At 70.4% G+C, this 23,438-nt stretch carries 21 protein-coding genes; 15 read left to right on the plus strand and 6 right to left on the minus strand.

Annotation, left to right across the window (positions count from 1 at the left end):
• Nucleotides 1-173: 173 nt before the first annotated feature.
• On the minus strand, nucleotides 174-1,022 hold the full coding sequence (locus tag KI385_RS26665) for a class I SAM-dependent methyltransferase (RefSeq protein ID WP_238574698.1): 849 nt from the start codon (nucleotides 1,020-1,022) through the stop codon (nucleotides 174-176).
• 156 nt (nucleotides 1,023-1,178) lie between these two features.
• On the opposite strand from KI385_RS26665, the gene mshA reads away from it, so the two are divergent.
• Nucleotides 1,179-2,549 (plus strand): D-inositol-3-phosphate glycosyltransferase, encoded by a 1,371-nt coding sequence (mshA, locus tag KI385_RS26670; protein ID WP_238574699.1) that lies wholly within the window; start codon nucleotides 1,179-1,181, stop codon nucleotides 2,547-2,549.
• The gene (locus tag KI385_RS26675) at nucleotides 2,542-3,093 is read left to right on the plus strand and encodes a type III secretion system chaperone family protein (RefSeq protein ID WP_238574700.1); all 552 of its coding nucleotides are present in this window, start codon (nucleotides 2,542-2,544) and stop codon (nucleotides 3,091-3,093) included. Before mshA ends, KI385_RS26675 begins: the two co-directional genes overlap by 8 nt.
• Nucleotides 3,094-3,134: 41 nt before the next feature.
• Here the strand turns inward: KI385_RS26675 and KI385_RS26680 are convergent, their stop codons facing one another.
• The gene (locus KI385_RS26680; RefSeq protein ID WP_238574701.1) at nucleotides 3,135-4,484 is read right to left on the minus strand and encodes an alpha/beta hydrolase family protein; all 1,350 of its coding nucleotides are present in this window, start codon (nucleotides 4,482-4,484) and stop codon (nucleotides 3,135-3,137) included.
• 244 nt (nucleotides 4,485-4,728) lie between these two features.
• Here KI385_RS26680 and KI385_RS26685 point away from each other — a divergent pair, with 244 nt between their 5' ends.
• The 3 genes from KI385_RS26685 to KI385_RS26695 are packed head-to-tail and all read left to right on the plus strand — an operon-like array spanning nucleotide 4,729 to nucleotide 8,478.
• Nucleotides 4,729-6,510 carry a glycoside hydrolase family 55 protein gene (locus KI385_RS26685; protein ID WP_238574702.1) on the plus strand — a complete coding sequence of 594 codons (1,782 nt, stop codon included), beginning with the start codon at nucleotides 4,729-4,731 and terminating at the stop codon, nucleotides 6,508-6,510.
• A 59-nt stretch (nucleotides 6,511-6,569) separates the two neighbouring features.
• Nucleotides 6,570-7,247 carry a TetR/AcrR family transcriptional regulator gene (locus tag KI385_RS26690; protein WP_238574704.1) on the plus strand — a complete coding sequence of 226 codons (678 nt, stop codon included), beginning with the start codon at nucleotides 6,570-6,572 and terminating at the stop codon, nucleotides 7,245-7,247.
• Nucleotides 7,248-7,272: 25 nt separating this feature from the next.
• Nucleotides 7,273-8,478 (plus strand): acyltransferase family protein, encoded by a 1,206-nt coding sequence (locus KI385_RS26695; protein ID WP_238574705.1) that lies wholly within the window; start codon nucleotides 7,273-7,275, stop codon nucleotides 8,476-8,478.
• A gap of 44 nt (nucleotides 8,479-8,522) precedes the next feature.
• Here the strand turns inward: KI385_RS26695 and KI385_RS26700 are convergent, their stop codons facing one another.
• The gene (locus tag KI385_RS26700; protein WP_238574706.1) at nucleotides 8,523-8,852 is read right to left on the minus strand and encodes a deoxyxylulose-5-phosphate synthase; all 330 of its coding nucleotides are present in this window, start codon (nucleotides 8,850-8,852) and stop codon (nucleotides 8,523-8,525) included.
• Nucleotides 8,853-8,902: 50 nt separating this feature from the next.
• A complete protein-coding gene (locus tag KI385_RS26705; protein WP_238574708.1) occupies nucleotides 8,903-10,315 on the minus strand; it encodes an MDR family MFS transporter in 1,413 nt (470 codons plus the stop codon).
• Between the two features lie 236 nt (nucleotides 10,316-10,551).
• On the opposite strand from KI385_RS26705, the gene KI385_RS26710 reads away from it, so the two are divergent.
• Both KI385_RS26710 and KI385_RS26715 read left to right on the plus strand, forming a co-directional pair.
• Nucleotides 10,552-11,313: a phosphoglyceromutase gene (locus tag KI385_RS26710; protein WP_238574711.1), complete on the plus strand. Its 762-nt coding sequence runs from the start codon at nucleotides 10,552-10,554 to the stop codon at nucleotides 11,311-11,313.
• Nucleotides 11,314-12,558: 1,245 nt separating this feature from the next.
• Nucleotides 12,559-12,807, plus strand: a complete 249-nt coding sequence (locus KI385_RS26715) for an SCO4226 family nickel-binding protein (protein ID WP_128509943.1) — start codon at nucleotides 12,559-12,561, stop codon at nucleotides 12,805-12,807.
• A gap of 458 nt (nucleotides 12,808-13,265) precedes the next feature.
• Here the strand turns inward: KI385_RS26715 and phoU are convergent, their stop codons facing one another.
• Nucleotides 13,266-13,943, minus strand: a complete 678-nt coding sequence (phoU, locus tag KI385_RS26720; protein ID WP_238574712.1) for a phosphate signaling complex protein PhoU — start codon at nucleotides 13,941-13,943, stop codon at nucleotides 13,266-13,268.
• A 539-nt stretch (nucleotides 13,944-14,482) separates the two neighbouring features.
• Here phoU and phoR point away from each other — a divergent pair.
• The gene (phoR, locus tag KI385_RS26725) at nucleotides 14,483-15,751 is read left to right on the plus strand and encodes a two-component system sensor histidine kinase PhoR (protein ID WP_238574713.1); all 1,269 of its coding nucleotides are present in this window, start codon (nucleotides 14,483-14,485) and stop codon (nucleotides 15,749-15,751) included.
• Nucleotides 15,752-15,756: 5 nt separating this feature from the next.
• On the plus strand, nucleotides 15,757-16,428 hold the full coding sequence (gene phoP / locus KI385_RS26730) for a two-component system response regulator PhoP (RefSeq protein WP_465270440.1): 672 nt from the start codon (nucleotides 15,757-15,759) through the stop codon (nucleotides 16,426-16,428).
• A gap of 76 nt (nucleotides 16,429-16,504) precedes the next feature.
• Here phoP and KI385_RS26735 read toward each other — a convergent pair whose 3' ends face one another.
• The gene (locus tag KI385_RS26735) at nucleotides 16,505-17,167 is read right to left on the minus strand and encodes a copper chaperone PCu(A)C (RefSeq protein WP_238574714.1); all 663 of its coding nucleotides are present in this window, start codon (nucleotides 17,165-17,167) and stop codon (nucleotides 16,505-16,507) included.
• An 887-nt stretch (nucleotides 17,168-18,054) separates the two neighbouring features.
• On the opposite strand from KI385_RS26735, the gene KI385_RS26740 reads away from it, so the two are divergent.
• The 6 genes from KI385_RS26740 to rlmB all read left to right on the plus strand — a co-directional run bounded on the left by KI385_RS26740 (nucleotide 18,055) and on the right by rlmB (nucleotide 23,339).
• Nucleotides 18,055-18,537, plus strand: coding sequence for a CarD family transcriptional regulator (locus KI385_RS26740; protein WP_003953493.1), 483 nt, complete (start codon nucleotides 18,055-18,057; stop codon nucleotides 18,535-18,537).
• 403 nt (nucleotides 18,538-18,940) lie between these two features.
• Entirely contained in the window at nucleotides 18,941-19,687 is a 747-nt protein-coding gene (ispD, locus tag KI385_RS26745) for a 2-C-methyl-D-erythritol 4-phosphate cytidylyltransferase (protein WP_238574716.1), read from the plus strand.
• Nucleotides 19,674-20,213 (plus strand): 2-C-methyl-D-erythritol 2,4-cyclodiphosphate synthase, encoded by a 540-nt coding sequence (gene ispF / locus KI385_RS26750; RefSeq protein ID WP_238574718.1) that lies wholly within the window; start codon nucleotides 19,674-19,676, stop codon nucleotides 20,211-20,213. The genes ispD and ispF overlap by 14 nt, the downstream gene beginning before the upstream one ends.
• Before the next feature lie 124 nt (nucleotides 20,214-20,337).
• Complete coding sequence (locus KI385_RS26755) at nucleotides 20,338-20,742, plus strand: PPOX class F420-dependent oxidoreductase (RefSeq protein WP_238574719.1); 405 nt, start codon at nucleotides 20,338-20,340, stop codon at nucleotides 20,740-20,742.
• A 117-nt stretch (nucleotides 20,743-20,859) separates the two neighbouring features.
• Nucleotides 20,860-22,254: a cysteine--tRNA ligase gene (cysS, locus tag KI385_RS26760; RefSeq protein WP_238574721.1), complete on the plus strand. Its 1,395-nt coding sequence runs from the start codon at nucleotides 20,860-20,862 to the stop codon at nucleotides 22,252-22,254.
• Nucleotides 22,255-22,382: 128 nt separating this feature from the next.
• A complete protein-coding gene (gene rlmB / locus KI385_RS26765) occupies nucleotides 22,383-23,339 on the plus strand; it encodes a 23S rRNA (guanosine(2251)-2'-O)-methyltransferase RlmB (RefSeq protein ID WP_238574722.1) in 957 nt (318 codons plus the stop codon).
• Nucleotides 23,340-23,438 lie beyond the last annotated feature (99 nt).

The raw sequence follows: 23,438 nt of genomic DNA on the forward strand, positions 1-23,438 counted from the left end.
CCCTTCGGCGCGTGCGGCCCCACGTTGAGAGAATTTGCTAATATTTCACTCTTTCAGGGAATAAATGTGGTTTAGTGCTGGCTCGTTGCGGTACGCGGCCGCCGAGTCATGTGTTCGCCGAACCCATGTGGTCACCCGTTCGGGCGCGTGGTCGGGGTCTGCGCGATCGACGACTATCCGCGGGGCGTCAGGGCGTCCCAGCGCACCGTGACCTCGCCCTGGCGGCGCCGCCGCGGGTCGCCGGTCAGTGGCCAGTCCGTCGCCAGGGCCTGTACGGCGGCGCGCCAGCGCTGACGCGCACCCAGGGCGCCCAGCGGGGCGGCCGCCGCCCAGGCGCGGTCGAAGTCGCGCAGGAAGGCATGCACCGGCTCGCCCGGCACATTGCGGTGGATCAGCGCCTTCGGGAGGCGTTCGGCCAGGTCGGACGGGGTGTCCAGGGAGCCGAGCCGGGTCGCGAAGGTGACCGTGCGCGGCCCCTCGGGGCCCAGCGCCACCCAGACGTGCCGCCGCCCGATCTCGTCACAGGTGCCCTCGACCAGCAGCCCGCCCGGTGCCAGCCGCGCGCACAGCCGCCCCCACACGGCGGCCACCTCGTCCTCGTCGTACTGGCGCAGCACATTCGCGGCCCGGATGAGGACCGGCGCGCGCCCCCGTTGGCCCGGCAGCGGCACCTCGAAGCCGCCGTGGAGGAAGTCCAGCCCCGGCCGCTCGTACGGGCGGGCGGCCTCGACCCGCGCCGGATCGATCTCGATGCCGACGACCCGGGCGTCCGTCCGGACCGTACGCAGCCGGCCCAGCAGCTCCACCGCGGTCCAGGGCGCGGCGCCGTAGCCGAGGTCGACCGCCACGGGGTCGGCGGCGCGGCGCAGCTCGGCGCCGTGTTCCGCCGCTATCCAGCGGTCCATACGGCGCAGCCGGTTGGGGTTGGTGGTCCCGCGGGTGGCGTTTCCGACGGGTCGGGAGGGCGCGGGTGCCGGGGCGGCGGTGGAGAACGTGGAGGAGGGGGCGGAGCGGCGGGCCATGGCTTCGAGGGTATGGGGTGGCGGGGCCGGCCTTCGCGCTTGGTCACGCTTTGGCAAAGTGCGAAGAGAGCGGTCCGGGCGGAAATGGATGGCCGGGGTCTGTTGTTGCAGGGGGTCGGAGGCCTGCCGCCCGCCCCGCCTAGGAGGTAGCTCGACGTGAGCCAATACGTGTCCCGGCTCCGCAGCCGTCCCCATGGCCAGTTCCCGGGACAGGCCCGGCTGCGCCTGCCCGGCAGCCTCCGCCGCCCCCGCCGCGTCGCCATGCTCAGCGTGCACACCTCCCCGCTGCACCAGCCCGGTACGGGCGACGCCGGCGGTATGAACGTCTACATCGTCGAGCTGGCCAAGAAGCTCGCCTCGATCAACATCGAGGTGGAGATCTTCACCCGCGCCACCACGGGCACCCTCCCGCCCGCCGTCGAGCTCGCCCCCGGCGTTCTCGTACGGCATGTGGACGCCGGCCCGTACGAGGGCCTGGCCAAGGAGGAGCTGCCCGCCCAGCTGTGCGCCTTCACCCACGGCGTGATGCAGGCCTGGGCCGGCCACCGCCCCGGCTACTACGACCTCGTGCACTCCCACTACTGGCTGTCCGGGCACGTCGGCTGGCTGGCCGCCGAGCGCTGGGGTGTCCCCCTGGTGCACGCCATGCACACCATGGCCAAGGTCAAGAACGCCGCGCTGGCCGTCGGCGACACCCCCGAGCCGGCCGCCCGCGTGATCGGCGAGACCCAGATCGTGCGCGCCGCGGACCGCCTGATAGCCAACACCGCCGAGGAGGCCGACGAACTCGTACGGCACTACGAGGCCGACCCCGGCAAGGTCGCCGTCGTCCACCCCGGCGTCAATCTCGACCGCTTCCGGCCGACCGGCGGTGGTGTCGCCGAGAGCCGGGCGGCCGCCCGCGCCCGTCTCGGCCTGCCGCAGGACGCGGTCATCCCGCTCTTCGCTGGCCGAATACAGCCGCTCAAGGCCCCCGACATCCTCCTGCGCGCGGCCGCCGCCCTGCTGGCCGAGGACCCCTCGCTGCGCTCCCGGCTGGTCGTGCCCGTGGTGGGCGGGCCCAGCGGCAGCGGCCTGGCCAAGCCCGAGGGCCTGCAGAAGCTGGCCGCCCGGCTCGGCATCGCGGACCTGGTGCAGTTCCGCCCGCCGGTCGGCCAGGAACAGCTCGCCGACTGGTACCGCGCGGCATCCGTGCTGGTCATGCCCTCGTACAGCGAGTCTTTCGGGCTGGTCGCCATCGAGGCGCAGGCCTGCGGCACCCCGGTCGTCGCGGCCGCGGTCGGCGGCCTGCCGGTGGCCGTACGCGACGGTGTCAGCGGCTTCCTCGTCGCCGGCCACGACCCCGCCGACTACGCCCGCGCCCTGCGCCGCTTCGTCGTGGACCCGTCCCTGCCCGCCCGTATGGGCACCGACGCCGCCCGGCACGCCCAGTCCTTCGGCTGGGACACCGCCGCCGCGGCGACCGGCGAGGTGTACACCGCCGCCATGCAGGAACGCCGCCGTCACCTACGATCCCTCCATGGGTGATGAGCGAGAGGCGAGCGGTGCGGTGGACAACCGGACGGCCGAGGCGGGCGTGGGCCCGAGCGATGTGATCGAGCGGACCCTGACCGACGCCGGCCTCGAATGGGAATCCCCCTCCGACGGCAGTTACGTCATCAAGCTCCCCGGCACCCGCAAGCTCTCCACGACCTGCTCCCTGATCGTCGGCAAGCACTCCCTCTCCATCAACGCCTTCGTCGTCCGCCACCCCGACGAGAACCACGAGGCGGTGCACCGCTGGCTCCTCGAACGCAACACCCGCCTCTACGGCGTCAGTTACGCGATCGACAAGCTCGGCGACATCTACCTCGTGGGCAAACTCCCGCTCGCCGCCGTCACCCCCGACGAACTCGACCGGATCCTCGGCACGGTCCTCGAAAACGCCGACGGCAGCTTCAACACCCTCCTGGAAATGGGCTTCGCCACCGCCATCCGCAAGGAGTACGCCTGGCGCGTCTCCCGCGGCGAGTCCACCCGCAACCTGGAGGCGTTCACGCATCTGACGCGGGGGAGCGCGACCGGGGCGTAGCCGCCCACACGGTCCTGCGCGCGACCGGGCCGCGGCCCCGTCTACCGCACGAACCGCACCTCCGGATACCGGTCCGACGGCCCGTTCAGCAGCCCGCTGTCCCGCCCTCGTAGCCACCGGTCGAAGAACGCCGACACATACGCGCGCTGGGCCTCGGCAGCGCGCTCAGGGGCGACCGTGCCGATCACCTTCGTCACCGTCTCCCGGGGCAGGTCCAATTGCCGGGCGATCTGCGGAATCAGTGCCTCCGCGTCCGTATAGCTGGCATGCCGGCTGCCGCTCAGCGTCAGATCCCGCAGCCAGGCACCCGTACTGTGCCGCCACACCGCGCCCCACGAAGCGACCGTGTGATGGTTGTCCCCCTCCATCCCCATCAGCAACAACGGCCGGTCGACGCCGTCGAGCCCGACCGTCGACGGGTTCGACGGATCGTCGTCGCGCTGGGTGTAGCCCATGACGCCGTCCATGTTCACCGCGGCCTTGATCCGCCGGTCGTCATGCATCGTCTGCGCCGCCGTGAACCCCCCGGCCGACTGCCCGAACATCCCGACCGCGTCCAGATCCAGCGCCCCCCGAAGCCGGGCCGGCAGCGCGGATGCCGCGCCCGGCTTCGCCAGCTCGTCCAGTACGAACCGGGTGTCGGCCACCCGCACGTCGCTGACCTTCTTCATCAACTCCGTGATCCGCCCGGCCTTCCCGGCCTTCGCCATCTCCGCCTGCATCACACTGCGCGCCACCCGCCCGCCGGGGAACTCCACCGCGGGCGCCTCGTAGGTGTGGTCGATGCTCACCACCACATAGCCGCGGGACGCCAGATCGTCGCAGAGCGTGCTGCCGAGGGACCGCGGATCGCCCGCACCGGGGGAGTAGAGCACCACCGGCAGCCGCCGCCCGGCATCCCGCGCCGCCACCGGCGCCCCCTTGTGCGCATACGTACGCGTGGCCGCCCAATCCACCTTCCCCCGTGGCACCTGCTCCGAGAAGTTGTTCAGCGCGTCGAACCCGGCCGCCTCGCGCGCCGTCATCTGGGGCGCGCGCGGATACCGCCCCGCGTCCGCCCGCGCCGGGTACCGGACGCTCACCATCAGCTCCCGGTGCGTCTGCCCGCCGACCCAGGGGTCGCGGCGCTGCCGGTCGACCAAGTGCAGCGAGACCGTGCCGACTTGGTGCCTCCCGGTGGGCGCGGGCAGCGTCATGGGCGCGGCGCGCGTGGGGGCGCCCGACGCCCGTACGGGTGCGGCGGCCGGTTCCCCCGACCCGGCCACCGCCCCCCGTCCCTCGGTCGGCCCCGAGACGAGTGCCCCCGCAACCACCAGCGCCCCCGCGGCCGCGAATCCCCCGATCACCGCGGCCCGCCGTCTCCCGTGTCGTTGCACACCGTCGTCGGTCATCACATCTCCCCGTCGGCTCGACCGATCCCTACGCGGCACCGGCCGGACGTTGCCCGCCGGCGCCGTCATCAGACTCCCGGAACCGACGGCCCGGATCGACCGTGCAGCCACCCGTCTTGGGGGTGTGGCCACCACGACCACGTACGGCCCGCCTGTGCGCACCCCCTTCCCCGGACCCGGCCGGCATGGCATCCTCACGTCGTCTCCCATGTGAACATTGTTCATATCCATGAAAGGCGGGCTCATGGAACGCGCGAAATCGACGCACGGCACGGAGGGTGCGGGAAGCACGGGAAGTGCGGAGAGTGCGGAGGTCACGGAATTCAACAGAAGGCGGCTCCTTCGCGGCGCGATCGGCGCAGCGGCCGCCGCCGCCCTCCCGGCAGGCACGGCCACCGTGGCCACCGCGGCCACCGTGGCTGACGCAGTCACGGCGGCCACCCCGCCCCACCCCCAACCCCCCTCCCTCTGGGCCGAGTTCAAACGAAACCCGCACGCCCATCCCCACATCCCCTACATCGGCCGGGCGGGCTACCGCGGTGGCGTCACCGCTTTCCCCCGCCCCCGCGTCGTCGCCGACATCGTCAAGGACTACGGCGCCCTGCCGGACGGCTCCGCCGACGCCGCCCCCGCGATCAACCGCGCCCTCCAGGACGCGGGCCGCCGCGGCGGCGGCACCGTATTCGTCCCACCCGGCACCTACCGCATCGACGACATCATCCGCATCGGCCACAACAACGTCGTCCTGCGCGGCGCGGGCAGCGGACGCACCACCCTGCACGCCACCCGCAGCCTCACCGACCTCATCGGCCCCTACGGCAGCCGTTACGGCGGCGACAAGTCCAGCTGGTCCTGGGCCGGCGGCCTCATCTGGCTTTGCCCGAACGCCCGTTGGGAATCCCTGACCGACGCGATCAAGGCCAAGGCCTGGCCCTTCGAGGGCTGGACCGGCAACCGTCGCGACGAATGGCGCACCCTGACCCCCCTCACGGCCGTGGCCCGCCAGGGCGACCGCACCGTCACCGTCCAGGACACCCGCCACCTCCGCCCCGGCGACCGGGTCCTGCTCCAACTGGCCGACGACGCCGACCACACCCTCCTCCAGCACATGGCCGGCGACCTCCCCGGCGCATCGGCCTACACCTGGTCCGACAAGACCAAGCTGACCTCCTACGTCCCCTACGAATGGCCCTGCCGCATCACGGCCGTCGACCCGCGCCGCCACCGCATCACCCTCGACCGCCCGCTCCCCCTGGACACCCGCCCCTCCTGGAACCCCCAACTCACCACCCACATCGCCCCCTTGGCGGAATCCGGCGTGGAGTCCCTCACCCTGGAGATGGCCGAGACCCCGCAATCCCCGCACCTTCTGGACAAGGGCTACAACGGCGTCGCCCTGCAATGCGCCTGGGACTGCTGGGTCGACGACGTCCACGTACGCCATGTCGACAACGGCTTCCTGCTCGTCGCCGCCAAGGCCTGCACCCTGCGCCGCACCCGCGTTTCCGGCCGCGGCAGCCACCACCCCTACGCCTGCCGTGAGGGCTCCCACGACAACCTCGTCGAGGACTTCACCATCGACCGACGCACGGTCCCGGCACCCGCGGGCACCCAGCTCCACGGCATCAACGTCGAGGGCCTGTCCAGCTACAACGTCTGGTCCCGCGGTCATATGGCGATGGGCACCTTCGACACCCACCGCGGGCTGCCTTTCGCCAACGTACGCACCGACATCACGGTCACCAACGACGGTGCGCACGGCGGCGACGCCAGCGCCGGCCCCCTCTACGGCGCCCGCTTCACCCACTGGAACATCACCGTGACCAACCATCGCGCCGGCTGCATCAAGCTCGACGAGATCGCCCCGTACAGCGCAACCGTCGCCATCAGCGAAGTCTCCGAGTTCGGCCAGACGGACAAGCCCGACTTCACGGGTCCGCTCCACACCCGCCTCGAGTCCTACGGCCGGCCGGAATCCCTCACCCCACGCAACCTCCACGAGGCCCAGCGGGCGCTACGCCGCTGACGCCACCCGGGCCCGGGGTCCCCTGGACGGCGACTGGCCAAGGGGCTAATATTTTGGCCATGCGGTCAAAAAATGATCCGAGCGGCCAGTCCGGCGCCGGGAAGGGTGAACGGGAGTCGCAGGAGCCGGAACGCTCGTTCATCGAGAAGGCGCGCCGCGCCCAGATCATCGACGCCGCCGTCGACACCATCGCGGTACGGGGGTTCGCGAAGGCTTCGCTGGCGCAGATCGCTGAACGGGCGGGGATCAGCAAGGGCGTGATCTCGTATCACTTCGCAGGTAAGAACGAGTTGATCGAGCGGCTCGTCGAGCAGGTCTATGGGGAGATCGGCGCATTTGTCGCGGCCCGGCTGGAGGATCAGGCCGGGGCAACCGTGTGGCTACGCGGCTATGTCGAATCGGTCGCCGAGTACATGCACACCCACCGGACCCAGCTCACCGCGCTCGGCGAGATCTTCAGCCACTTCCGTACCGCTGACGGAGCCCCGCGCTATGGCATCGCGTCGAGCGAGCCGCTCTACTCCGCACTGGAGCAGGTCTTCCTGAAGGGCCAGCAAAGCGGCGAGTTCCGCGCGTTCGACGTCCGCGTGATGGCCGTCAGCCTCCAGGCCGGGATCGACAGCATGTTCGCGTACTGGAGCGTCCATCCCGAGCACGACCTGGCGGCTTACGCCAGTGAACTCGCCGGCATCTTCGAGCACGCCACGCGCGCGGACAGCAGGGCCGCCCAACACTGAACTGCACTCAACGGGGGAACTTTCCATGACAGGCGACCTGGAACGCACGGCCGTGAAGGCCGCGTCCGAGGCGACCGCTGCGAGGCCGAAGCGCGCGAGGCTGCTCTATGTCGACAATCTGCGTATCGCGCTGACGGCGCTCGTGGTGCTGCACCACACCGCCGTCACCTACGGCAACATTCCCGTCTGGTACTACACCGAGCCCGCCGAGGACGGCTCCGGGCTGCTCCTGGATGCCTTCGTCATGTTCAACCAGGCGTTCTTCATGGGCTTCTTCTTCATGATCGCCGGGTACTTCACGCCGGCCTCCTACGACCGCAAGGGTGCGCGGCCGTTCTTCCGGGACCGCCTCAAGCGCCTCGGCATTCCTCTGCTCGCCTTCCTCTTGCTGATACGCCCGCTGACGAACTTCAGCGGGTACGCCGACCTGCGGGCCACCTTCGCCGAGCGCGGCGAATCGCTTCCCTATTGGATTTACTACGTGGCGAGTTGGGACGCGGGCCCGATGTGGTTCGTCGAGGTGCTCCTCGTGTTCGCTGTGCTCTACGCCCTCGTTCGCCGCCGTGGTGCACGGCGCCTCCTCGCCTCCGCCGGAGAGACCGGCCGCGCGGCGGTGCGGGCCCAGCGGCCCCTGCGGCCGCTCGCCGTCATCGTCTTCACCCTCGGCCTTGCCCTCGCCACGTACCTGTGGCGCTTCCTGGTACCGGGCGGCAGTTACCTCCCCTTCCTCGGCCTGCCCACCCCCAGCTTCCTGCCGCAGTACGCGAGTTTCTTCGTCCTCGGCGTGTTCGCCTACCGCCATGGCTGGCCGCAGACCCTTTCCCGCGTCGCGGGCCGCGTGGGCTGGGCCGTCGCCCTCGTCGCGACGCTCGCGTACCTCCCCGTCGTCATGACCGCTAAGGAAGACACGCTCAGCGGGCACGGCACCTGGCAGTCGCTGGTCTCGGCCGCGTGGGAGTCGACGTTCGCCGTCGGTGTCGTTCTCGGCCTGACCGTCCTCTTCCGCGAACGCCTCAACCGCCAGGGACGCACCGCGGCGTTCCTCTCCCGCCACGCCTTCGCCGTCTACCTCATCCATGCGCCCGTGCTCGTCGGGCTCGGCTTCGCCTTCCGTTGGCTGCACGCCCCGGCGGCCGCCAAGTTCGCACTCGTCGCCGTCCTGGCCCTGCCGCTGTGCTGGGGCATCGCCTACGCCGTCCGCTCCCTTCCCCGCGCCGACCGTGTGCTGTAAGGCCGTTCGCCGAGGCAGGGGAAGGGTCGCCGGACACGGACGGCCTATGGCACCTCGTACCGGATCAGCGCGCGGGCGAACGGCTCGCCGGTGGCCTTGGCGTACGCCATCCGCTCGCGGACCTCGCCGAGGGTCCGGGGGCGGTAGCCGGGGCCGCCGCAGCAGCTCTTGTGGAAGCGGATGCCCGCGTTCAGCAGTACGGAGAGCACTCGCCAGCCGGCGGTGTCGCGGCGACGCGGCGGTGCGAAGGCCGAACCGACATGGATCAGCGGCTTCGCGCAGCGCGGGCAGCGTCGTTCGTGGTCACCGGCGTACGGCTGCTTGTACGAGGCCCGGCAGGGCAGGCAGACGTACGACGTTTTCCCATGGGGCATGGGGGGAGCGTAGCCGTGACGGGGGCAGGGCTCGACGGGTTTTCGGGGCTCTACACCGAGGCCGAGGGGGAAGACGACGGGGAGGCCGAAGGGGAGACCGAAGGCGAGGACGTTCCCGCGTCCGCGCCCTGCGACGATTCCGCGTCCGCGCCCTGGGACGATTCCGCGTCCGCGCTCTGCGAAGACTCCGCGTCCGCGCCTTGGGACGACGCCGCGACCGCCGCCGTCCGCCCCGGCAGGCTCCGTAGCAGCAGCCCGTAGCCCACGGCGGCCACCGTGCCGATGGCCGCGCAGCCGGCCCACAGCGCATCGGCGCCGTAGTGGTCGATCACCGTGCCGCCGAGCAGAGGGGCCGTCAGGGAGGCGATGGACCAGGACAGGGCGTACATGCCCTGGTAGCGGCCGCGTCCGTGCAGAGGGGACAGGCGGACCACCAGGCCCATCTGTGTGGGGGAGTTGATGATCTCGCCGAGGGTCCAGACGGCGACCGCAACCGCGTACATGGCGACCGAGCCCGCCAGCGCGGTCAGCCCGAAGCCGTAGCCGGCGAGCAGCGCCGAGCCGACGAGGAGCATCGCCGGGCTGCGGTGTTCGATGAAGCGCGTGACGGGGATCTGTAGCAGGACGACGAGCACGCCGTTGACCGCGACCACCATGCCGAAGTCCACGCTGGAGAAGCCGTCCTGACCCATCGACACCGGCATGGAGACGTACGCCTGCTGGAAGAGCAGGGCGAGCAGCAGGTTGAGGCCGACGACGGTCATGAAGCGGCCGTCGCGCAGGACGGTCAGCATGGAGACGGCGGCGGGGGCCGAGCCGGAACCGTCGTCGGCGTCCTCCGGGCCGGCCGGGGTGCTCGCGGCGGGGCGCGATTCGGGGAGCTTGAAGAAGACGACCAGGGCGCAGGCCAGTACGAGCGTGGACTCGCCCAGGAAGAGGGCCAGATAGCCGTGTTGGGCGATGAGCCCGGCGGCGGTGGAGGAGATGGCGAAGCCGAGGTTGATCGCCCAGTAGTTGAGGGAGAAGGCGCGGACGCGGTCCTCGGGGGCGACGATGTCCGCCATCATCGCCTGTACGGCGGGGCGGGAGGCGTTGGTCGCCATACCGACCACACCCGCCACGGCCGCGATGGCGACCGGGTGCTCCATGAAACCGAGCAGCGCTACGGACGCTGCCGTTGACAGCTGTGCGATCAGCATGGTGGGCCGGCGGCCGAGCCGGTCGGTCAGTACCCCGGCGCCGATGGAGGAGATCACACCGCCGAGGCCGTAGAGCGCGCCGACCAGGCCCGCGTACGAGGCCGAGTAGCCCCGCTCGACAGTCAGATAGAGAGCCAGAAACGTCGCGACGAACGCCCCGAGCCGGTTGATCAAGGTGCTGGTCCACAGCCACCAGAACTGCCGGGGGAGGCCGGAGACGCTCTCCACGGCTGCGCGCCTCAGACCGGCTATGGATGCGGACATGACAGTTCCCCCGTTGGGTCGTGCGGCGCGCGGAAGTGGGAAGTGGAAGTGGGAAGCGGTGGGTGCGTAATCGGTGGGTGACGCTGGGTGGGTAAGTGGCGCAAGCGACGATCGCAACCTACTGACGGGTCGGCTTCCGGCGCCACTCAATTGACGGGACGCGTCAAACGTCGACGGGCAGCCCAGCTCCTGGACCCGCGCAAGGCGTTTTCCGGATTTCGATTACGCTCGACGCCATGGCCGACGCACCGTACAAGCTGATCCTCCTCCGCCACGGCGAGAGCGAGTGGAACGCGAAGAACCTGTTCACCGGCTGGGTGGACGTGAACCTCAATGAGAAGGGTGAGAAGGAGGCGGTCCGCGGCGGAGAGCTGCTCAAGGATGCCGGCCTGCTCCCCGACGTAGTGCACACCTCCCTCCAGAAGCGCGCCATCCGCACCGCGCAGCTGGCCCTGGAGTCCGCCGACCGGCACTGGATCCCGGTCCACCGCAGCTGGCGGCTGAACGAGCGCCACTACGGTGCGCTGCAGGGCAAGGACAAGGCGCAGACCCTGGCGGAGTTCGGCGAGGAGCAGTTCATGCTCTGGCGCCGCTCGTACGACACCCCGCCGCCCGCGCTTGAGGACGGCACCGAGTTCTCGCAGAGCGACGACCCGCGTTACGCCAGCATCCCCAGCGAGCTGCGCCCGCGCACGGAGTGCCTCAAGGACGTCGTCACGCGGATGCTGCCGTACTGGTACGACGGCATCGTCCCGGACCTCCTCGCCGGCCGCACGGTCCTGGTCGCCGCCCACGGCAACAGCCTGCGCGCCCTGGTCAAGCACCTCGACGGCATCTCCGACGCGGACATCGCCGGCCTGAACATCCCCACCGGCATCCCGCTCTCCTACGAGCTGGACGCCGACTTCCGCCCGGTCACGCCCGGCGGCACCTACCTCGACCCGGAGGCCGCCAAGGCCGCCATCGAGGCAGTGAAGAACCAGGGCAAGAAGAAGTAGAAGTAGCCAGCCCTGATCAAGCCCCCTACCTGCGGTCTTCCCGCGAGTGGGGGGCTTGGCGTTTCTCCGGGGCCCGTCTCTGGGCCGTCAGGGGCATGATCGGGCCGGGGCGCGTGCACGGTGGCCACGCGCGAAGATTCCTGTCCAAGGCGCCTGCTCTTGCGTGGGAGTCGTCCCCTCCGTGGAGCCCGTGTCGGTCGCCCCCTCCGTGGAGCCCTGATGCATGTCGGTCGTCCCCTCCGGGGACCTTGCAGCGAACCAGTCGCAGGAGCTGCAGGAGTCACAGGAGCTGCAGGCGCCGCAGGAGCTGCTGGAGTCGCAGGAGTCGCAGGCTGGGGCTGGGCAGGCACCGCAGTCTCGGGCGGCCTGAGGTAGCGCATTCTGAATTCCGCATCTGCTTGTTCTCGTTGCTTCTCGATCGCCTCGGTTCCCTGCTGCATCGCAGCCTGCGTTGACGTATGCACCGCGAACGCCGAGGTCAGCTCCGTTGCCGCGTGCCGGACCAATGCCGACGCGTATCCCTCGCGGAAGCCCTGGTGGAAGCGGAGATCCGCGTAGGTGTGGCCTGTGGCCGAGGGGACCGGTACGGGGGTGCGGGTCTTGCTCGCGATGTCCTTCGCGGCTTGGCCGGCGCCGGCTGCCACGCCCTTTTTGTAGTTGGGGTCGGTTGCATTGGCGTCGGGGTCAGGAGGGGGTGTTTGCCCGACATGGTCGGAGATGCTCGCCGCCGCCCGCGCCGGAGCTGAGGCGGCCGAGGCCTGCCCGGCGATGACCGGCGATGACCGGCGAGAGCGTCAGGGAGGCCATGAGTCCGGGGCCGAGGAGGATGAAAGATCGCTTGGCACGCACGACGGTCTCCTTCCGTGAGGACGTATTCCGTAAGGACGTACGTCCGTCGGGAGCGGTGCGTCGGGCCAAGCTCGGGCGTTGCCATGGCGCTGGGGTGTTCCACTGTGGTCTGTGCGGTGCATCCGAGTGCGGCACACCTTGTATTCCAGCGACAGCTTGTATTCCAGCGACAGCTTGTATTCCAGCGACAGCGCTGCAACACCGCGTAGCGCACCGCCGAACCGCTGCTCGGCACCACCAACTACCCAGTTCGCCGGCCTGGACGCCGCGTCGGAAGGCGGACCTTTGACGCCCCCGGCGCCGGCGGCCTTCGTGCTGTCCCTGGATGCGGCCTGGCCGCGCGGATGCAGCATGGAAGAGGGGGCGCAGTCGTCTGCAACCGGAAGGATGAGCCCGATGCCCAAGTTCATGGACATCCATCACGGTATGAAGGGCCTCACGGCCGACCAGCTCAACGCGGCGCACCAGGCCGACCTCGCCATCCAGAGTGAGGAAGGCGTGACCTTCGAACACGCGTGGGCCGACACCGACTCCGGCGATGTCTTCTGTCTGTCGGAAGCACCCTCGGCGGGAGCCGTGCAACGCATACACGAGCGCGCCGGCCACAAGGCGGACGAGATCCATCCGCTGACGATCAGCCTGTGACCTGGCCTCGCGGCAGGGCCGGCCCGTAACGGGAGCGGCCCGGTCAACCCGTAGCAGGACGGCCCGGCCGTCCCGGAACACGGCAGCGGCCCCGACCGGTGAACCCCGGTCGGGGCCGCTGTGGCGCTGTGCTGTCGAGGTCGCTAGCAGCCGCCGCCGCACTGGCACGATCCGCCCGACTGGCAGCCGCAGCTGCAGCCGGAGCCGCAGCCACAGGCGCCGAGCAGCGGGAGCCGAGGGCGCTCGACGACCGTCGGGTTGTTCTGGGGCGTGGGGTTGTGGGAGTCCGCCATGGGTGCCATGCATTGCCTCCTAGGGGTCACCTGGTGCCCGTTGCAAGCCCGGGTGACGCCATTGCAAGCCCATGCGACGAGGCGCGTCAACGGCGCGTAGAGGCACGCGTCAACGGCGCACGATGGTGAAAGGGGCGGCTGGGCGCCCCTCTCCCGCCGTCGCCCTTACGACCCGTCGACCGCCGTCGGCGGAGCGATCTCGTCGGCGTGCTCGCCGGTCACGAGGTAGACGACCCGCTTGGCGACGGAGACCGCGTGGTCCGCGAAGCGCTCGTAGTAGCGGCCCAGCAGGGTCACGTCCACGGCCGTCTCGATGCCGTGCTTCCAGCGGTCGTCCATCAGGTGCTGGAAGAGGGTGCGGTGCATGATGTCCATCGCGTCGTCGTCCTGCTCCAGCTGGAGCGCGAGATCGACGTCCTTGGTGATGATGACCTCGGCGGCCTTGGCCATCAGGCGCTGCGCCAGCTGCCCCATCTCCAGGATGGTGGCGTGCAGATCGCGCGGTACGGCCGTCTGCGGGAAGCGCAGCCGGGCCAGCTTGGCCACATGCTGGGCCAGGTCGCCCGAGCGCTCCAGGTCGGCGCTCATCCGCAGTGAGGTGACGACGATCCGCAGGTCGGTGGCGACCGGCTGCTGCCGCGCCAGCAGGGCGATCGCCCGGGCTTCAAGATCGCGCTGGAGGTCATCGACCTTCTCGTCGGCGGCGATGACGTTCTCGGCCAGCTTGAGGTCCGCGTCGAGTATCGCCGTGGTGGCGCGCCCGATCGCGGAGCCGACGAGCCGGGCCATCTCGACCAGGCCCTCGCCGATCGAATCCAGCTCCTCGTGGTACGCGTCCCGCATCTGTGACCTTCTCTCGCATCGAGTGGTGAAGTGGCGTGGTGTGGGAGGTGGAAGGGGGTTCAGTTGACCTCTGCCCACGCTCTCACGGTCGGTGCTCGCGCGGCCCGTATCCCGGAGAGGCGGTGCTCCGCGGAGCCGGTACTCCGCAGTGCCGGTGCTCCAGAGGGGCCATCGCCCCGCGGTCGCTCCGAATGCCGGTCGCGCGGCGGTGCGGAACCGATCCGTCACCCGCACCCTCACCCTGCGGGCACAGCGCGACCTGCGGTCCCACCGGGGGTGAACCGGCGCCGTCGTGAAGGTGAACTCTGGGCGACATGGCCACGGCCCCGAGGTCGGCCCCGCCGTTCACCTGGCCACGCGCCGGCGGGGCAGGCCGCTCGCGCCGGTCCCCCTAGGGACATCCGGCGGGCGGCCGGACGCCCCTCACCGGCCTCCGGAGTGAACCGGCGCGGACGCCACGGTGAACTCTGGGCGACGGGTGTTCGAGCAGAGCCTCGCACGGCTGGGGAAGTGTCCGACCCGGCGCATAACCTGGAGTCATGAACGTGGACGCGGCCGTCGCCGCAGTGGCAGCGATCGCCGGTTTGTGCACCGGCGTCTTCGCCATGCTGGCGTTCCGCTGGAGCGAGCGCGACCAGGCCAAACCCACCCGCACCTCGCTGCACACGGACGCCGTGCTGCCCCCCGGGGTCGACACCGTGCTCTCGGTGCTCCGCTCCTCCGCGGTCGTCCTCGACGAGGCCGACGCGGTGGTCAAGGCCAGCTCCGCCGCGTACGCCCTCGGGCTGGTCCGCGGCGGCAAGCTCGCCGTCGAACCGATGATGCAGATGGCCCGCGACACCCGCAGGGACGGCGAGATACGCCAGGTCGAGCTGGATCTGCCGCGCCGCGGCACCGGCCGCGGCGAGGCCCTGGCGGTCTCCGCCCGGGTCGCCCCCCTCGGCTCCCGGCTGGTCCTGCTGCTGGTCGAGGACCTCACGGAGGCCCGCCGCATAGAGGCGGTCCGACGCGACTTCGTCGCCAACGTCAGCCATGAGCTCAAGACGCCCGTCGGCGCCCTCTCGCTGCTCTCCGAGGCCGTGATGGACGCCAGCGACGACCCCGAGGCCGTCGAGCGCTTCGCCGGCCGGATGCAGAACGAGGCCACCCGCCTGACCAACCTCGTCCAGGAGCTCATCGACCTCTCCCGGGTCCAGAACGACGACCCGCTGGAGGACGCCGAACCCGTCCGGGTCGACGAGCTGGTCGCCGAGGCGATGGACCGCTGCCGCCAGCAGGCCGGCGCCAAGCAGATCACCATGGCCGTCGGCGGCACCGCTGACCTGCACGTATGGGGCCATCGCGGTCAGCTCGCCGCGGCCCTGGGCAACCTCGTCGAGAACGCCGTCAACTACTCCCCGGCGCGCACCCGCGTCGGGATCGCCGGGCGCCGGGTCACCGCGCCCGGCGGCGACCTGATCGAGATCGCGGTGACCGACCAGGGCATCGGGATATCCGAAAAGGACCGGGACCGCGTCTTCGAGCGGTTCTACCGTGTGGACCCGGCGCGCTCGCGCGCCACCGGCGGGACCGGCCTCGGCCTCGCCATCGTCAAGCATGTGGCCGCCTCGCACGGCGGGGAGGTCACGGTGTGGAGCGCTGAGGGACAGGGCTCCACCTTCACCCTTCGTCTCCCGGAAGCCGGGGCCGTACGCGACCGCGAACGGCCCGCCGACCTCTCCGCGGAGGGCCTCGACGACGAGGACCGCCCGTACGAGACCTTCAACGATCCGCTCCCTGCTCACCCAGCCCCGGAGGTCCTTCCGTGACCCGAGTGCTTGTCGTCGAGGACGAGGAATCGTTCAGCGATGCACTGTCGTACATGCTCCGCAAGGAGGGTTTCGAGGTCGCCATCGCGGCTACGGGCCCTGACGGACTCGACGAGTTCGAGCGCAACGGCGCCGACCTCGTCCTGCTGGACCTGATGCTGCCGGGCCTGCCCGGCACCGAGGTCTGCCGTCAGCTGCGTGGTCGCTCCAACGTCCCGGTCATCATGGTGACCGCCAAGGACAGCGAGATCGACAAGGTCGTCGGCCTGGAAATAGGAGCCGACGACTACGTCACCAAGCCCTTCTCCTCCCGCGAACTGGTCGCCCGCATCCGCGCGGTGCTGCGCCGCCGCGGCGAGCCGGAGGAGGTCACCCCGCAGGCCCTGGAGGCCGGCCCGGTCCGGATGGACGTGGACCGCCATGTCGTGACGGTCTCCGGCGGCAAGGTCGATCTGCCCCTCAAGGAGTTCGACCTCCTGGAGATGCTGCTGCGCAACGCCGGCCGGGTGCTGACCCGTATGCAGCTCATCGACCGGGTCTGGGGCGCCGACTACGTGGGCGACACCAAGACCCTGGATGTGCACGTCAAGCGGCTGCGCGCCAAGATCGAGCCCGACCCGGGCGCGCCGCGCTACCTCGTCACGGTCCGCGGCCTGGGCTACAAGTTCGAGCCGTAAACCGCCGCGGCTCACCGCTACGCGTCAGGGGCGCCCCTCCGGATCGGACGGGCGCCCCTGACGCGTGACGAGGGGGTCAGTGACCGCTGTGCGCCGACCCCGCGGGCTTGGTGGTGCCGGTCGGCGTGGCCGAACCGGTCGGCGTGCCGGACTCCGACGGCTTGCCCGTCTCCGAGGGCTTGCCGGAGCCGGACGGGGACGCCGAGCCGGACGGCTGCGGTACCTGGGACGGCCCGTAGCCCTCGAAGTAGCTCTTCGCCGGGACGACGTAGGCGCCCAGCGCCACCTTGCCGGTGGAGCTGAAGGTGAACGTCAGCGGCTGCACGTTCCCGTCCTGGACGGCCTCGCGGCCGCTGGCGAGGACGGCCGAGGCGTTGTCCTGGCCACCGAGCACGACGGAGCCGCCGGCCGGCACGGTGATCGGGCCCGCGCCGCCGCCGGCCCGCGAAAGCTTGGCCGACTGGCCGGTGCCGTCGACGGAGATCGCGGTCAGCTTCTGGTCCTCGACGCCGTTGTTGAACACCGTCACGGCGATCACGGCCGGGCCCTTGGCGTTCAGCTCGGGCTGGGTGATGACGGAGGCGTTCTGGATCTTGATGTCGCCCGCGGAGGTGGCGGCGTTGTCCGGCTTGACCTGCAGCGTCTGGGCGTCGTTCCCGGCCCCGCACGCGGACAGCGTGGCGATCGAGAGCGAAAGGACGGTAGCGGCGAGGACGCCGCGTCGAAGGCTGCGGCTCACGGCGGCGGCATCTCCTTGACGAGCTACGGCGGCCGAACGTTCGTGCCCGGTCGCGGATGGACGGCTGGGGCGGCACTGCGTACGCGTCATGACGACGGGTGCGTAAAGCCGCCCTAAGGGTGTGTCAGCGCCGCTAGGTTACCGAGCCGTCCCCGCGCCGCCGCACCCGACCCGCCCCCAGCGGCATCGCACCGCCGTCGGCCACGCCCCCGCGCGGTTTCCGCGTACGGTCCAACGCCGCGCCCGCGGGATACCGGACGTAAAACTGACCGCAGTTCAAGATCCTCGACGAACGGCCGGGAGAACCAGCCGGCAGAACGATCCGGGAGAACGAAGATCGGATCGCGGATCAACACGCACATCAACACGCACATCAACACGCACATCAACGCACACATCAACACACACATCGACACGCAGATCGGCACGTACATCGAGAACGTTCACCAAGAACATGGATGAAATATTCGGCAAGAGCCGTTCGGGTGGTGACCGCCGGTTTCCTCGGGTGAAAAGCAGTATTCGAAGGGAATGTGAAGGCCTCGCGGAATTGATCACACTCTTCGCCCGCCGGACGGTGATCAATTCGAGAAACGGTCCGTAGAGACACGCGAGCAGCCGAACGGAGTAGCGGAACTCGCTCATGCGGATCCGTGCAAAACGGGACGTTCGGCCTGTCGATCATGGTGATCCCGGCATGTGACGGGCACGTTTCCGCTCACCCGAGAAGCCCCTCCGACCTGCGAATACCCGCATCACAGAGCCCCTCGAAGCACGTTCCGGGCGCTGTTGTCAAGCCCCGAGATATGCCCTGACCTGCGAAAACGCCATTCAGAACGGTCCGTTCCCGTGTTAGCATGGATAGCCACGGAAGGGGTACCTGTCACATGACGTTCAAGGTTGGCGACACCGTGGTCTATCCCCATCACGGGGCCGCGCTGATCGAGGCCATCGAAACTCGCCAGATCAAAGGCGTGGACAAGACCTACTTGGTGCTGAAGGTCGCCCAGGGCGACTTGACTGTTCGTGTGCCAGCGGACAATGCGGAGTTCGTCGGCGTACGCGACGTGGTTGGTCAGGACGGGCTGGACCGGGTCTTCGAGGTGCTTCGTGCACCGTATGCCGAAGAGCCGACGAACTGGTCCCGTCGCTACAAGGCAAATCTCGAGAAGCTCGCTTCTGGCGACGTGATCAAGGTCGCCGAAGTGGTTCGTGACCTGTGGCGGCGTGAGCGCGAGCGCGGACTTTCCGCCGGTGAGAAGAGGATGCTCGCGAAGGCGCGCCAGATTCTGGTGAGCGAGCTCGCCCTCGCGGAGAACACCAACGAAGACAAGGCCGAGGCCCTGCTCGATGAGGTCCTCGCGTCCTGACGACGCTGTACGGCGACGTACCAACGCAGCGACGACGTAGCAATGCCGCGGTGCCCGAGTGACGACCGTCTCCCAGTGGAACGGTCTGTTGCCGGGCGCTGCGGCATATCTGCTGGACGGCACACCTGCCGGGCTGGACCCATCCGCCGGTGAATCGTCTGCTGCTGGAGCGGCGATCTGCCGGGATGGGCTCTGCATCGGCGGAGCGCCGGACCCGCCTGTGGCGTGCCGGGCCCGGGCAGCCGCCTCGACCGATGTCACGGAAGGGTCCGGTCAAGGCGTCGCGCCCGGCACTCCCCCAAGCTCCAGGAGCAGGGGGTACCCCCAGGCCTTACCCACCTCGCCCGAGGAAACAAACCTGTCTGCGCCAATTCCGGGCGCGCCCCGGACTCCGGAGCCATCGATGTCAGATCCCTCCCGCCCGATCCGCACCGCCGCGGTGATCCCCGCCGCCGGCCGCGGTGTCCGGCTCGGTCCCGGCACCCCCAAGGCGCTGCGCGCGCTGGGCGGCACCCCCATGCTGGTGCACGCCGTCCGCGCGATGGCCGCCTCACGTGCCGTCTCCCTCATCGTCGTGGTCGCCCCGCCCGACGGCGCCACCGAGGTCGACCGCCTGCTCCGCGAGTACCCGCTCGCGGACCGCACCGACCTGGTGGTCGTCGCCGGCGGGCAGACCCGCCAGGAATCCGTCCGGCTCGGTCTGGCGGCGCTGCCCGACACCATCGACGTCGTGCTGGTGCATGACGCCGCGCGCCCGCTGGTCCCGGTCGACACCGTCGATGCGGTGGTCGCCGCGGTACGCGCCGGTGCCGCCGCCGTGGTCCCCGCGCTGCCGCTCGCCGACACCGTCAAGCAGGTCGAGCCACAGCCTCACGGCACCCCCGAGCCGGTGGTCGGCACCCCGGAGCGGGCCCTGCTGCGCGCCGTACAGACCCCGCAGGGCTTCGATCTGGAGACCCTGCGCAAGGCGCACGACACCGTCGTCGAGGGCGAGGGCGCCACCGACGACGCCGGGCTGGTCGAACGGCTTGGGGCGCCGGTCGTGGTCGTCCCCGGCCACGAGGAAGCGTTCAAGGTGACCCGGCCGCTGGACCTGGTCCTGGCCGAGGCCGTACTCGCCCGTAGGAGGGCCACCGATGGCTACGTCTGAGTCGACCGACGGCGGGCTCCCCGGCGCCCCCCTGGCCCCACTCGTCCCCCTCGTCGGCATCGGCACGGATGTGCACGCCTTCGAGCAGGGCCGTGAGCTGTGGTGTGCCGGGCTGCTCTGGGACGCCGCGGAGAGTAACGGCTACGGTCTGGCCGGCCACAGCGACGGCGATGTGGCCGCGCACGCCGCCTGCGACGCGCTGTTCTCGGCGGCCGGCGTCGGCGATCTGGGCGCCCACTTCGGCACCTCCCGCCCCGAGTGGTCCGGCGCCTCCGGAGTGACGCTGCTGGCCGAGGCCGCGCGGATCGTCCGGGCCGAGGGCTACACGATCGGCAATGTCGCGGTGCAGGTCATCGGCGTACGCCCGAAGGTCGGCAAGCGGCGGGACGAGGCCCAGAAGGCGCTGTCGGCGGCCGTCGGGGCGCCGGTCTCGGTGTCCGGGACGACCTCGGACGGGCTGGGGCTGACCGGCCGCGCCGAGGGCCTGGCCGCGGTCGCCACGGCGATCGTCTTCCGTACGGCCTGACGCGAAGCGCGCTGCGGCGCCCGGCATTCCCCCGTATGGCGCGGGAATGCCGGGCGCCGCACGGGTGTTGGGGGAGGATCGGAGTGCTCGTGTCCATCGGAACGGCCCGCAGGAAGGACTCTTCGTGACTGCCACCCTGTCCGACGACCTCAAGAAGCTCCTCGATACTCCGGTCTTTGTGACCCTGGTGACCCTCCAGCCCGACGGCAGTCCCCAGGCGTCTCCGGTCTGGGTGAAGCGGGACGGCGACGATCTGCTGATCTCTACGACCATCGGCCGCCGCAAGGAGAAGAACCTCCGCCGCGACCCCCGTGTCTCCGTAGTGGTCCAGCCCTTCGACAACCCCTATACGTACGCAGAGGTCCGTGGCACCGCGACGCTCACCACCGAGGGCGGGCAGGAGCTCATCAATGTGCTGTCGCGCAAGTTCACCGGCAAGCCGTACGCCGCATTCAACCCGGACGCGGCCAACGACGCCGAGCGGGTGGTCGTCCGGATCACCCCGCGCAAGGTGGTAGGCCGCATCTGACGGAGCGGCCCGGGACAGGCCGCCGATATTTCCGGCAATTCGGACGGTTATGGCAGATCTGTGTCCCTGTGGCCAATGCGTCGCGGGGCACTGCCTCCTTCCGACTACCCTGGTTCCGTGACGATTCGCCTGTACGACACCAGCGCCCGGCAGATTCGCGACTTCACCCCGCTCACGCCGGGCTGCGTCTCGATCTACCTGTGTGGTGCGACCGTGCAGGCCGCCCCCCATATCGGGCACATCAGGTCGGGGCTGAACTTCGACATCATGCGCCGCTGGTTCGAGTACCGCGGCTACGACGTGACGTTCGTCCGCAATGTGACGGACATCGACGACAAGATCATCAAGAAGGCGGCCGAACAGGGCCGTCCGTGGTGGTCGATCGGCTACGAGAACGAGGTCGCCTTCAACACGGGGTACGACGCTCTCGGCTGCCTGCGGCCCACCTACGAACCGCGTGCCACGGGCCACATCCCCGAGATGATCGAGATGATGCGCGGCCTGATCGAGCGCGGTCACGCCTACGCCGCCGACGGCAACGTCTACTTCGACGTGAAGTCCTTCCCGGGGTATCTCCAGCTGTCCAACCAGGAGTTGGACAACCTCCTCCAGCCGTCCGGCGAGGGCGAGACCGGCAAGCGGGACCCGCGCGACTTCGCCATGTGGAAGGCGGCGAAGGAGGGTGAGCCCAGCTGGGAGACCCCCTGGGGCCGCGGCCGCCCCGGCTGGCACCTGGAGTGCTCGGCGATGGCCCACAAGTACCTGGGCCGCGCCTTCGACATCCACGGCGGCGGCGTCGACCTCGTCTTCCCGCACCACGAGAACGAGATCGCGCAGGCCAAGGCCTTCGGCGACGACTTCGCCGCGTACTGGTCGCACAACGCCTGGGTGACCATGAGCGGCGAGAAGATGTCCAAGTCGCTGGGCAACTCCGTGCTCGTCTCGGAGATGGTCAAGCGCTGGCGCCCGATCGTGCTGCGCTACTACCTGGGCACCCCGCACTACCGCTCGATGATCGAGTACAGCGAGGAAGCGCTCCGCGAGGCCGAGTCCGCGTTCGCGCGGATCGAGGGTTTCATCCAGCGGGTCGTCGAGAAGGCCGGGGTCGTCGAGCCGGCGGCCGAGGTGCCGACGGCCTTCGCCGAGGCGATGGACGACGATCTGGGCGTCCCGCAGGCGCTGGCGATCGTGCACACCACCGTCCGGCAGGGAAATTCCGCGCTGACCGCCGACGACAAGGAGTCGGCGGTGGCCCGGCTGGCCGAGCTCCGTACGATGCTCGGTGTGCTCGGCCTGGACCCGCTCGACGAGCGCTGGTCCGGCAGCGGCACGGACCGCGGCGAGGACCTGCACGGCGTCGTGGACTCCCTGGTACGCCTGGTCCTCGACCAGCGCCAGTCGGCCCGCGCACGCAAGGACTACGCCACCGCCGACGCCATCCGCGACCAGCTCCAGCAGTCCGGTCTCGCCATCGAGGACACCCCGTCCGGTCCCCGTTGGTCGCTGTCCTGACCCCCGTCCCGCCCCGGGGCAGCCACCCGGATTCGCCCTTCCCGGTGGCCGCGGGCGACACTCATTCCATACGTACGTACCCACTCCACGTCGCGAGACGTCGAGAGCAGTGAAGAAACAGGTGACCCATGGCCGGCAACAGCCAGCGCAGGAACCGCCGCACGTCCAACAAGAAGGGCGCGCAGGTCGGCAGCGGCGGTAAGCGGCGCCGGGGCCTGGAGGGCAAGGGCCCGACCCCGCCCGCCTCCGCGCGCAAGGGACACGTCAAGAACCGCGTCGCCAACGCCAAGGCGAAGCAGGCTGCGGCCCGCCGCCCGGCCCCGCGGCGTGGCGGTGCCAAGGGCACCGCGGAGCTCGTCGTCGGCCGTAACCCGGTCTTCGAGGCGCTGCGCGACGGCGTGCCCGCGACGACCCTCTACGTGCAGCAGTTCATCGACACCGACGAGCGGGTGCGCGCCGCACTGCAGCTCGCCACCGAGCGCGGCGACATCAACCTGATGGAGGCGCCGCGCCCCGAGCTGGACCGGATGACCAACGGCCTCAACCACCAGGGCCTGGTCCTGCAGGTCCCGCCGTACGACTACGCACACCCCGAGGACCTCGCGGCGGCCGCCTTCGACGACGGCGTTGACCCGCTGATCGTCGCCCTCGACGGCGTCACCGACCCGCGCAACCTCGGCGCGGTGGTCCGCTCCGTGTGCGCCTTCGGCGGCCACGGCGTGGTCGTGCCGGAGCGCCGGGCGGCCGGGATGACGGCCGGTGCGTGGAAGACCTCGGCGGGCACCGCGGCCCGTACACCGGTCGCGCGCGCCACCAACCTGACCCGGACCCTGGAGTCGTACCAGAAGGCCGGCCTCACGGTCGTCGGTCTGGCCGCGGACGGCGAGATGGAGCTGCAGGACGTCGAGGCGCTGGACGGCCCGGTCGTCATCGTGGTCGGCAGCGAGGGCAAGGGCCTGTCGCGGCTGGTCGGCGAGACCTGTGACGTACGGGTGCGGATCCCGATGCCGGGCGGCGCCGAGTCGCTGAACGCCGGTGTCGCGGCCGGTGTCGTCCTCTGGGAGGCGGCGCGCCGCCGCGCCTGAGTTCGTGTGCCCCGGGGCGGTCGGTACGGAGGCGTGCCACACCCCGGGGCAAGGCCTGACCCTCCGTACGACTTCGCCGTATCCCGTGATCTTTTGACG

This window comes from Streptomyces inhibens, assembly GCF_022221585.1.
Taxonomy (GTDB): domain Bacteria; phylum Actinomycetota; class Actinomycetes; order Streptomycetales; family Streptomycetaceae; genus Streptomyces; species Streptomyces inhibens.